At 40.3% G+C, this 11,217-nt stretch carries 14 protein-coding genes; all 14 read right to left on the bottom strand.

Annotated elements, in window-relative coordinates; genetic code table 11:
* Positions 1-17 precede the first annotated feature (17 nt).
* The 14 genes from swrD to codY all read right to left on the bottom strand — a co-directional run bounded on the left by swrD (position 18) and on the right by codY (position 11,130).
* Positions 18-233, bottom strand: a complete 216-nt coding sequence (swrD, locus tag RAC86_RS28430; RefSeq protein WP_003231966.1) for a swarming motility protein SwrD — start codon at positions 231-233, stop codon at positions 18-20.
* Between the two features lie 39 nt (positions 234-272).
* A complete protein-coding gene (gene flgG, locus RAC86_RS28435; RefSeq protein WP_014476809.1) occupies positions 273-1,067 on the bottom strand; it encodes a flagellar basal body rod protein FlgG in 795 nt (264 codons plus the stop codon).
* Between the two features lie 21 nt (positions 1,068-1,088).
* On the bottom strand, positions 1,089-1,511 hold the full coding sequence (gene flgD / locus RAC86_RS28440; protein WP_014479786.1) for a flagellar hook assembly protein FlgD: 423 nt from the start codon (positions 1,509-1,511) through the stop codon (positions 1,089-1,091).
* The gene (locus RAC86_RS28445) at positions 1,508-2,971 is read right to left on the bottom strand and encodes a flagellar hook-length control protein FliK (RefSeq protein ID WP_377886274.1); all 1,464 of its coding nucleotides are present in this window, start codon (positions 2,969-2,971) and stop codon (positions 1,508-1,510) included. Before RAC86_RS28445 ends, flgD begins: the two co-directional genes overlap by 4 nt.
* Positions 2,972-2,983: 12 nt before the next feature.
* Complete coding sequence (locus tag RAC86_RS28450; protein ID WP_014479784.1) at positions 2,984-3,598, bottom strand: MotE family protein; 615 nt, start codon at positions 3,596-3,598, stop codon at positions 2,984-2,986.
* An 11-nt stretch (positions 3,599-3,609) separates the two neighbouring features.
* Positions 3,610-4,053, bottom strand: a complete 444-nt coding sequence (gene fliJ / locus RAC86_RS28455) for a flagellar export protein FliJ (RefSeq protein ID WP_003231977.1) — start codon at positions 4,051-4,053, stop codon at positions 3,610-3,612.
* 2 nt (positions 4,054-4,055) lie between these two features.
* Positions 4,056-5,372, bottom strand: a complete 1,317-nt coding sequence (gene fliI / locus RAC86_RS28460; protein ID WP_014479783.1) for a flagellar protein export ATPase FliI — start codon at positions 5,370-5,372, stop codon at positions 4,056-4,058.
* Positions 5,369-6,121: a flagellar assembly protein FliH gene (gene fliH, locus RAC86_RS28465; RefSeq protein WP_003244804.1), complete on the bottom strand. Its 753-nt coding sequence runs from the start codon at positions 6,119-6,121 to the stop codon at positions 5,369-5,371. The genes fliI and fliH overlap by 4 nt, the downstream gene beginning before the upstream one ends.
* Positions 6,114-7,130 (bottom strand): flagellar motor switch protein FliG, encoded by a 1,017-nt coding sequence (gene fliG, locus RAC86_RS28470; RefSeq protein WP_003231981.1) that lies wholly within the window; start codon positions 7,128-7,130, stop codon positions 6,114-6,116. The genes fliH and fliG overlap by 8 nt, the downstream gene beginning before the upstream one ends.
* A gap of 12 nt (positions 7,131-7,142) precedes the next feature.
* Entirely contained in the window at positions 7,143-8,753 is a 1,611-nt protein-coding gene (gene fliF, locus RAC86_RS28475; protein WP_010886506.1) for a flagellar basal-body MS-ring/collar protein FliF, read from the bottom strand.
* Positions 8,754-8,798: 45 nt separating this feature from the next.
* Positions 8,799-9,119: a flagellar hook-basal body complex protein FliE gene (gene fliE, locus RAC86_RS28480; RefSeq protein ID WP_003238544.1), complete on the bottom strand. Its 321-nt coding sequence runs from the start codon at positions 9,117-9,119 to the stop codon at positions 8,799-8,801.
* 10 nt (positions 9,120-9,129) lie between these two features.
* Positions 9,130-9,582 carry a flagellar basal body rod protein FlgC gene (flgC, locus tag RAC86_RS28485; protein WP_003245521.1) on the bottom strand — a complete coding sequence of 151 codons (453 nt, stop codon included), beginning with the start codon at positions 9,580-9,582 and terminating at the stop codon, positions 9,130-9,132.
* The gene (gene flgB / locus RAC86_RS28490) at positions 9,582-9,971 is read right to left on the bottom strand and encodes a flagellar basal body rod protein FlgB (protein WP_003245656.1); all 390 of its coding nucleotides are present in this window, start codon (positions 9,969-9,971) and stop codon (positions 9,582-9,584) included. Before flgB ends, flgC begins: the two co-directional genes overlap by 1 nt.
* Before the next feature lie 379 nt (positions 9,972-10,350).
* Positions 10,351-11,130 carry a GTP-sensing pleiotropic transcriptional regulator CodY gene (gene codY / locus RAC86_RS28495; RefSeq protein ID WP_003220850.1) on the bottom strand — a complete coding sequence of 260 codons (780 nt, stop codon included), beginning with the start codon at positions 11,128-11,130 and terminating at the stop codon, positions 10,351-10,353.
* Between the last annotated feature and the right edge of the window lie 87 nt (positions 11,131-11,217).

An 11,217-nucleotide genomic window follows, 5' to 3' on the forward strand; every position in this document is an offset into this window, starting at 1 on the left:
GATCATTAACTTTTTCTTCATTCCGGTTCCTCTATTCCTTGATCCATTGCAAATATTTGTATTTTTCGGTAGAAAGCTGCGATCTTTTCCAGAACAGCTTCTTCATCTTCTTTTACTACAAACTTCTTACCATTTGACAGAGTAATTGTAGTATCCGGAAAACATTCAATCTGTTCAATAAATAGCGCATTCAGTGTAAAGGGCTGCCCGTTCAAACGGGTTACTTTAATCATAAAACAGCGGAGAAGCGATTACTCGCCTCCCCTCCCTCCTTAACGTTTAAGGTTAACCAGTTCTTGAAGGATTTCATCAGATGTTGTAATAATTTTTGAGTTTGATTGGAATCCGCGCTGGGCTACGATCATTTCAGTAAATTCGTCAGTTAAATCGACGTTAGACATTTCGAGAAATCCTACTTTAAGGGAACCTGTTCCGCCATCACCGGGCTGGTTCGCTGCACTGGCCGTACCAGAGTTTAAAGATTCACGGTATAAGTTGCTCCCGATTTTATCTAAGCCGTCACTGTTGGCAAAAGTCACAATCCCGATTTGTCCGCCGTCTTGTGATTGACCACCGGCATCAACGATCGATACCTTGCCATCAGAACCGATAGTGAAACTTTGTGCATCAGTAGGAATTTTAATTGTTCCGCCATTCATATTTAGTACATGGTAGCCATCACCTGTAACCAATGTTCCGGTGTTATCTAAATAGAAGTTTCCAGCTCTTGTATAAGCTGTTCCGGCGCCTGTATCAATTCGAAAATAGCCATCGCCATCGATTGCTAAATCAAGTGTTCTTCCTGTGCTTTGTGTCGCGCTTGTTGAATGAATTGTATCAATTGTGCCAGATGATGAACCTAAACCGATTTGCTTAGAGTTTGTTCCGCCGATTGTTGCACCAGCAGCAGAACCGCCGGCAATGGTTTGACTCACCATATCTTTAAAGGTAACCCGACTCTTTTTGAATCCCACTGTATTTACGTTGGCAATGTTATTGCCGATAACATCAAGCTTTGTTTGAAAGTTTTTCATACCGCTGATTCCAGAATAAAGTGAACGTAACATAATATATTCCCCCAGATGTTTTTATTTAGATGATTGTCCCACAGACATGACATTCGCAGGACTGATCTCGGTCCCATCATCAAGAACGAGATAATAATTTCCTTTAAAATGTTTAACAGAGCTTACTGTGCCTGTTTTATCTGTTGCACTTTTACCATCAGTCCAAGATACTTCTTTTCCCATCCAATCAACATACGTTGTAAACGGATCTTGGTTTTCAACGAATTGAGTCATTGTCGTATTCAGATTCATCATTTGCTCCAAGCTTGAAAAAGTCGCCATCTGGCTGATAAATTCTTTATCGTCAACCGGGTTAAGCGGATCTTGGTTTTGAACTTGAGTCATTAATATTTTTAAAAACTCGTCTTTCCCCAAGCTGCTGTTGTTCGTCGACACAGTGTTCGTTTTTTCAGGCAGTTTATATTCTGAACTTATAGAAGTCATTCTTCTTCCTCCATTTCAACCATCGACACTTCATCGAGCAGATCGCCAAAATCATTTGATTGCTTTTTCTGTCTTTGCTGTCTCTGCCCCTCTTGCTGCTGTTTCTGTTCATCAGCAAGCTGGCCGTATATCGGCTGATCCCCGCTTTGGACGGGAAGAGTAAAACGGTCAATTTGGACGGCCATATTCGGCAATGATTGCTTCAGCTGAGGAAGATGCTGTTCAAGCAATTCTTTTGCTGATTGGCTAGATGCTATGATTTTACTCTGAAACATTCCATTTTCATTTGTCAGCTTGATTGTGACAAATCCTAAATGTTCAGGGTTCAGCCGAATAGTGAAACTTCCCGTCGATCTGCCGAAAGGCGTATATTTCATCTGCTTCCACGCATTAATCACTTGATCAGCCACCGTTTTTGTTTCGGCATTTGGTATATCAGATGACATCTGCTGCAGATCAAGTGTTTGAACTCCTCCTATGCCCCGATACCCCGAAAACAGCATTTGGAGTCCTGATTTACTATCTACAGGCTGAATACTTCCAGAAACATCCGATGCATTTTTGCTGGATGAACTCTGCGAGAGCGGTGTGAGAACACGCTTCCCAAAGTCTTGTGATGATTCGGATGATTTCGATAACAAGAAGGCTTTCAGCTGGCTTTCAGCTAAACTCCATTCTTTGGTCCCTTTTTGAGGAAGCATAGACATTTGATCCATTAAGCTTTGAAAACTTTTCAGCTCTGACGCTGTCATCGAGTAAAGTTTTGAACTTGACTCAGCTTTAGTGAATATTTGCTGTTTAAGATCCTGAATTATTTGTTGAGATACACCCTTCTTTTCTAATGCAGAAAGGAATTGATCTCCATTTTGGTAAATGGCATGAGCTTCATTGCCATTCCCGCGATCAGTCAGCTTATTCCCTTCTACGAGCTGGCTAATGAACATCTGGATATAGATAAGCTCTTTAGCAGGCTCGGATACTTCATTTTCCTGATTTGATTGCTCTGTATCAGACTTCAGTGCTCCATTAATGTCAGAAGCAGAATCATTGGCACTCAGAGCCGTTTTAGCTTCTGAAAAGATTTTCTCCGTTTCTGTGAGCAATTGATCCGTCCCGCCTGACATTTTTGATTCAACTGCTTGCAAAAGATTTTGCAACATTTGCAGAGCATTCGCATCCAATTGCTTCCCTGTCAGTTTGCTTAATGTTTGCAAAAGATCCGCATTTTGTTTGTCTTGATCTTCAGGACTTGCATTTAGCCATTCACCGATCTTTTTAAGCGCATCTGCTAAAAGCTGATCTTCGGAATTAGGAGTACCCTTTCCTTGTTCTGAAAGTTCCTTCAATCCAGCCTCAGACATAAGCCAGTTTTGAAAAACTCCCTGGCTACTTTTCATGTTTTTAGCGGCAGAACCCGTTGTGGTTTGCAGCAAAGGTCCGGCTAATTCAAGCAGCTTCACCTTTCATTCCCCCTATTCTTGGCTGGCAGCAATTTTTTCTGTATAGGTTGCTGCTTGCTCAGGAGTCATTTTCGCCAATATGTCAGCAAGCTGCTTTTTGCTTAGGCCATTCAATATTTTCAGTGCTTCTTGCTCCTTTAATTGGGCAATAATTTTAGCAGCCTTTCCGCTGTCCATGCTTTTGTACACACTGATCACTTTGTCATTTTCAGAAGAAGCTTTCGAGTCTGCTGATCCTTCAGTATGATCTTCTGATGACTTTTTTTGATCCTCAGCCGTCTTTTCAAGTGAACGGATCTTTTGATTGAGCCTATCGATTTCTGATTTACTTGTTTCTAAATCTTTATTCAATATACTGATTTCACTTTTTTGATCCTTAATGGTCTTTTCCAGAGCTGCCGTATTACTGCTATCCTTACTTGATGCTGCGCCTTTTTTATTTTCGGTTTCAGGGACCAATTCTTTAAGAACCGGCGTTTTTGCCGCAGCATCCTGTATCGGCTTTATGACATTGATACCAGCAGCCCAAAGAACAATCCCCCCTGCGATTAATAGAAACATCAGCGGGAGGATAATGATAAGCAAAACCGAACGGAACTTACCTGATTCTTTCTTTTTGCCGGACATTACATTCGCTCCTAATGGCCTTGAATCATAAACTGCTTAATCGAAATATCGTCCATTTCTTTCATTTCTGCAGCTTTATCTTCAAGAGCAAACATTTTAAACTGTTTTTCACGCATTTTTTCAAACTTTTTCACTTCAATGTTTTTCTCTGTCAAAATTTCTTGTTTTTGATTCATTTGATTTCTTTTCATAATGACAAGCTTTTGATAGTGATAGATCGTATTATCAAGATTTGAGACAAATTGTTGGTAGTGCCTCATTTCTTGTACACTCATGCCGCTTTTTAATTTCTTTTCCTTATTTTGTTCCAGCAATTCCTTTTTGCTCATATTCTCATATAATTTTTCAGCAACGTTTTCAAATTCAGAAACTGATTGCTGATACTCGGATAAGGATTGGTCTTTTTCATTTTCTTTTAGTTCCAGCAGCTTTTGGAATCTAAATTGATAAGCCACGTTTATTCCTCATTTCCTGTCAAACTAGTTAATACAGCAATGCTTTCTTCCAATAAAGCCGGTTCGTCTGTTCCCTGCTTTAAAAATTGAATAAGCTGCGGATAAAATTGTATCGCTTCATCAATTTCTCTGGATGATCCTCTTTTGTAAGCTCCGATATTAATGAGATCTTCCGAATTTTGATATGTCGATAAAAGTTCACGGAATTTATTTGCCGCATCCAGATGCTGTTTTGTTGAAATGTTTGACATCACCCTGCTGATGCTTTTTAGTACGTTAACTGCAGGAAACTGGCCTTTATTGGCAAGCGCCCTGTCCAACACAATATGTCCGTCTAAAATTCCGCGTACAGTATCGGCAATCGGCTCATTCATGTCATCCCCGTCTACCAACACTGTATAAAATGCCGTAATGGTTCCATGCTCGTTTGCACCTGTTCGTTCTAGTAAACGAGGTAAAATAGCGAACACTGAAGGTGTATAACCTTTTGTCGTCGGAGGCTCTCCTGCAGCCAGTCCAATCTCTCGCTGCGCCATTGCCACCCTTGTAACAGAATCCATCATAAACATGACATTTTGGCCTTTATCTCGGAAATACTCGGCTATTGCAGTCGCTGTATATGCCGCTTTCAATCTCATTAATGCTGGCTGGTCTGAGGTGGCAACGACTACAATCGATCGTTTCAGCCCCTCTTTCCCCAGATCTTTTTCAATAAACTCCCGAACCTCTCGTCCGCGTTCTCCGACAAGTGCAATGACGTTTAAGTCAGCCTCTGTCTGTTTGGCGATCATCCCCATTAAGGTACTTTTTCCGACACCGCTTCCTGCAAAAATTCCAATCCGCTGGCCTTTACCGACTGTCAGCAAGCTGTCAATTGATCTGACTCCAACACCCATCTTTTCACGGATAGGCGGCCGTTTCATCGGGTTGGGCGGTGATTGCTCCGTTGATACAGGCGAAAGCCCTTTAGGCAGAAGTTTTCCGTCAAGCGGTTCTCCAAAAGCATCGATGACTTGTCCAATCAGTCCGGTTCCAACTTTAACCCGAAGTGATTCCCCAGTAGCTTCTACAATGCTGCCAGGTGCAATGCTCGCAGCCTCTAAATAAGGCATAAGCAAAATATTTTCTTCCTGGAAGCCGACTACCTCAGCTTTAATGACTTTCCCAGATTGTCCTTTTGCATAAATCAGGCACACGTCGCCAATTGAGCTTGCTGGCCCTTTTGATTCAATCATCAGGCCGATTACCCGCTTGACTTTTCCGTACCGTTTATACGAGTCTGTCATTTCTATACAATCTATCAGACTCTGTGTCTTCATTCAGCTGCACCTGCTTCCAGCGCTGTCAGAAGTTTATCTTTCAATTGCATCAATTGTGTGTCAACACTCGCATCTACCCTGCCAAAAGGAGTTTCAATATAACAGGTTCCTTTTTGAGCTTTTTCATCAGCATATATGCCAAGCCGGCATTCTTTATAAAGAAGCTGCTGGATTTCATCTTTTTGCTGAAAGATTGTCTCATAGTAATATGGATCAACATAAATTGATATATCGTCATATTCCTTCACTTCGTTTATAACCTGTTGTACAAGCAGGAGGAAAGCCTCTTTATCATCAGACTTTTGCTGCCAAACTTTTTTTGCTAGGGCAACGGCAAGCTCAACGATTTCTTCATTAGCGTCTTCAAGCTTGTCCTCAACAGCTTTTCTGGACATTTCAGTTATACTGTTTGCTTGGCCGATCAGTTCGGCATACTGTTTCATTGCCTCAGCTTTGCCCAGCGCTACTCCTTGTTCAAAGCCCTCGGCTTTTGCTTCTTCAATAAGCTTCTGTTTTTCAGCCGCCCAATCGTTTTTCTCCTGTTCAATTTGACGGCGAATATTTTCTATATGACTGTTTGCCTGCTCAGAAATCCGGTCAGCTTCCTCTTTCACTCGGGCCATAAGCGCCTCCGGGTTCTCTTCAGCCTGCAAAAGGTGAGAATGATCAATACGCACCTCTTGTATAGAAAGTTTTCTTTTTTCCTTTTGTGGAGAAATAGATGATTCTTGTTTAATGATATTAGACAATAATATCATCCCCTCCGCCTCTTGCTATCACAATTTCACCGGCTTCTTCAAGCTTTCTGACGATGCTTACAATTCTCGATTGAGCTTCTTCTACATCTTTCAAGCGTACAGGGCCCATAAATTCCATTTCTTCTTTGAAGGTTTCAACCATACGCTGTGACATATTGTTGAATACAATTTCTTTGACTTCCTCGCTTGCAACCTTTAATGAAAGGAGCAAATCGTCGTTCTCAACATCGCGAATGACTCTCTGAATGGCACGGTTATCAAGTGTGACAATATCTTCGAAGACAAACATCCGCTTTTTAATCTCTTCAGCAAGATCGGGATCCTGAATTTCCAATGAATCCAAGATCGTCTTCTCTGTCCCTCTGTCTACCCCGTTTAACACTTCCACAACAGCTTCAATTCCGCCTGTTTGTGTATAATCCTGAGTAAATGCAGAAGATAATTTTTGTTCCAGAATCCGTTCTACCTCATTAATTATTTCTGGAGACGTTCTATCCATGACCGCGATTCTTCTCGCAACCTCAGCCTGTACTTCAGGATTCAGCTCGGATAAAATCTGCCCGGCCTGCACAGGATCTAAATAAGACAAGATTAACGCCATCGTCTGCGGATGCTCTTGTTGGATAAAATTCAAAATTTGTTCAGGCTCCGCTTTTCTGGCAAAATCAAATGGTTTAACCTGCAAAGAAGAAGTCAGCCTGTTTAGAATGTTCTCTGCCTTATCCTCTCCAAGCGCCTTTTCCAGAACTTGTCTTGCATAGCTTAAACCGCCTTGAGAAATATAATCTTGTGCAATGGCTATATTATGAAATTCTTCTATGATTTCATCCTTTTTTTGATGATCGACGCTTCGAACACCTGATATTTCCAGAGTAAGCCTTTCAATTTCTTCATCGGTTAAGTGCTTATAGACAGAAGCTGACACATCTAACCCCAAGGAAATCATGAGAATGGCTGCTTTTTGTTTTCCTGTAAGCTTATCTTGATCACGTCTCGCCATTTCTAATTCCTCCTAATCCTCGGCCAGCCAGCTTCTCAGCAGTTTTGCAAAATCTTCCGGCTTGTCTTTCGCCATCTTTTCAAGCTGTTTTCGTCTGACTGATTCCGCTGTTTCATTTTCCTCTTCGTTGATATCAGGCAAATTGATTGGTTCTTGAGGAACCTCATACTCATATTCCTCAAATTCATCCTCTTGCGCCCGTTTCTTTCTGATAAGCATAATGATCAGAACAATGATCGCTGCGATTAAAACACCGCCTACAATATATGCCCACAGCGGGATACCTGAGGATTCTTCCGTATTTGTATCCAAATTGACTTTTCCGTCGAATGGCTGAACGGAAACAACAATCTTATTATTGATATCAGCATCAGATAAATTCTGATTTTGCGTTTCATCTTTATCCAAAGATGTTCTGACTACAGTTGAAAGGATTTTTTGTATATCATCCTGTCTTTCAGTTGATAGCGACGCTGTGTTTTTGGCATCAGGCGGCTCTACCATTACTTGAATCCCTAAATCTCTGACCTTATAAGGACTTTCAGCGATTTCTTTATGAATTCGGTTAACCTCGTAATTGATTTTGTTGCTGTTTTTTTCGTAGTTCCCGCTTTCGGTATTTTCACCGTCAGCCTTATAATTTGTAACATCTTCCTCGCCGGTTCCGGCAGTTCCGCCGTTGGCTGCACCGTCGCCCTGATATGTTTCAGATACCTTTTCAGCGCTGACTGCAATGCCTTCCATGTTTTCTTTATCCACAGGTTCGACAATGTCTTCTGTCCGATTTTCTTTTGTGAAATCAATGTCTGCTGTAACGGAGACAACGACTTTATCTTGGCCCATCATCGTACCCAGCAGTGACTGTACATGTTTTTGAATGTCTTTTTCAACTTGAGACTTAATTCCTTGCTGAGAAGAATAACTATCCGCGTAGGACCCTGCATCGCTGTCTGATTTGTCGTAGTATGTAGAATTTTGGTCCATGATGACGATGTTATCTTCTTTTAGGTTTGGCACGCTTTTAGATACCAGATGATATAATCCGTTGATTTGGCTTTGATCAAGTGTATAACCCGGTTGAATCTGCAAAACGATTGATGCAGATGCTGCAGATTGCTCTTCACCGACAAACACAGCGTCTTTCGGGAGATTAATCATTACTTTTGAATTTTTAATACCGTCCATTTCATTGATCAAGTTTGACAGTTCTGTCTGTGTAGCTTTCACTTTCACCATATCAAACTCATTGTCTGTCAAACCAAAGCCGGCATTCTGTCCAAAAAACGAATAATCAATTGATCCCGTTTTAGGAAGTCCTTCTGCAGCCATCTGCACTTTCAAAGAATCAACCTGATCCTCCGGAACACTAATCACTGTACCGCCATTCGAAAGTTCGTTTGGCACTTTTTTTGCATCCAATTCTTCTTTGATTTGTCCTGCTTCTTCGGCAGACAAATCTTTGTACAGCGGCGCCATTTTAGAATTTGAAGCAAAAACACTAATAATAATTCCAATAATAATAATTGCCGCTAAAGCACTAACCATTAAAATCTTTTGTAATTTAGATCTATTTTTCCAAAACTCACTCGTTTTGTTTTTCATTTGCATTAGAGTACGATTCATGTTAACCCCCGGTCATTCCACTCTTTCTCTAAATCGTCAGACCCCCTACATTTGCATTCTCATAATCTCCTGATAAGCTTCCACAGCTTTATTGCGGAACTCTGTTGCTGCAGTTAGAGAGATGCTGGCTTTTTGAGCAGCGATCATGACCTCATCAAGATTTACATCTTTTCCTGCAGCCAAGGCATTAGTCATGTTGTCAGAAGCTACTTGGGACTCATTTAACGAACTAATAGAGTTTTTTAAAAGCTCCGAAAAGCTTGTTTGATTTGAAGAATCTGTTTTTTGGCTATTGTTTACTTGATTTGTTGCATTTTGAGTGTTTTGAGTATTTTGAACCTGAAAAGGAGAAATTGCATTAATCACATTCATTCACCTACTTTCCGATTTCTAACGCCTTCATCAGCATTCCCTTTGTGGCATTCATCGCCGTGACATTCGCCTCGTATGATCTGGTGCTGCTGACAAGATCAACCATTTCCTTTAATGGATCAACATTAGGCTTTTGTACATATCCTTCAGCGTTTGCATCAGGGTCTGTCGGATCATAGACAAGATTAAAATCCGAATCATCCTCCGTAATTTTTGAAACCTTCACACCGTTTCCAGCATTCCCGCTTCCGCTCATTTGAGAATTGAGAATGGAAGAGAACGATTCACCTTTTGACTGAAGGGAAACCATTTTTCTTCTGTAAGGCACCCACTCTCCATTCACCTGCTTAGCTCTTGTCGTATCCATATTTGCTAAGTTAGATGATACAACGTCCATTCTGACTCGCTGAGCTGTTAAAGCCGATGCTGAAACATTTAAGCTATGAAAAGCTGTCATCATTTTCCTCCTGTTAATACGGTCTTCAGCGAATTAAATTTACCGTTCATTCTTTCAACCAAAGCTTGATAGTTGATTTGATTTTGCGCCAATTCTGTCATCTCTTTGTCAACATCAACATTGTTTCCGTTTTGCTGATACGATGTATCTCCGCTCGCAACAATTGAATAATTCGAATCAGTATCAGAAAAATCAACATGACGATAGTCTGTTTTTATCGCTTCAAGACGCGAGGATTCTTGATCTAATAAATTTTGGAAAGAGACTTTTTTCGCCTTATAGTTCGGTGTATCTATATTGGCGATATTATTAGTTATGACTTTTTGCTTAATATCCGCTCTGCTCAAGGCATTTTCAAGATTTTGTATCGTTCCAGAAAATAAGCTCAAATCCACTTACCTCCATTTCAGTTTTTTTCACCCTCAATATCCTTGTCGAGAATTGTAAAACTATATGCTTATTGTAAGAAATAACAGGCATAAAGTCTATGAAGTTCGTGTAAAAAAATGTCCTCACAATTATCTATTTTGCAACTAGGTATAAAGTCCTAGATTGTTAGAACTACATTTCTCGCCTTGATATAAGCCTGAAAATAGCAGAATTTCTGTTTTTTCTCCTTTCTTTTCGGCATTTTTGAAACTTTTTGAAGAAAAATGCAAAATTTATTAAAAGTATTACATAGAAAGACTTTAAACCCAGGAAATAAAGCTTATTGATTTCCTTTATTAGAAATAAAAAAAGAACCCTCAAAAAGGGTTCTTTTTGTGATTAATGAGATTTTAGATTTTCTAATTCAATTAGGAATTTGTTGTTTAGTACCTTGATATAAGTACCTTTCATTCCTAATGATCTAGACTCGATAACACCGGCGCTCTCCAGCTTTCTGAGTGCGTTCACAATAACAGAACGGGTAATGCCGACACGGTCAGCAATTTTACTTGCAACAAGAAGACCTTCGTTTCCGTCAAGCTCCTCAAAAATGTGCTCAATTGCTTCAAGCTCACTGTAAGAAAGCGAGCTGATAGCCATTTGTACGACAGCTTTGCTTCTTGCTTCCTCTTCAATTTCTTCTGCTTTTTCTCTTAGGATTTCCATTCCGACAACTGTTGCGCCGTATTCAGCTAGAATTAAGTCATCGTCATTGAATTGATCTTGTAAACGCGAAAGAATAAGTGTTCCTAATCTTTCCCCGCCTCCGATGATCGGCACAATTGTTGTTAAACCAGCTTGGAACAGATCTCTGTTCTCAACAGGGAAAGCAGTATATTCACTATTAATATCCAAGTTAGAAGATGTTTCAGGGACATTAAACAGATTTTTCGTATATTCTTCAGGGAATTGACGATCCTCAAGCATTTTTTTCATACGATCATTTTCAATTTGCTGGTTAATAGAATACCCAAGGAGTTTCCCTCTGCGGCTTACAACGAAAATATTGGAATCAATTACATCCCGCAGCGTCTCCGCCATTTCCTTGAAGTTTACCGGTTTCCCTGCCGCAGCTTGCAGCATGGAGTTAATAATTCTTGTTTTTTGTAATAAAGCCATGATAAATAATCCTCCTAAACATTCCTCATATTAAATTTTTCACAATATAAATTGACTTAAATCTTTGTTTTTGGCTATCGTTCCGAG

The organism is Bacillus sp. LR_5 (genome assembly GCF_042709275.1).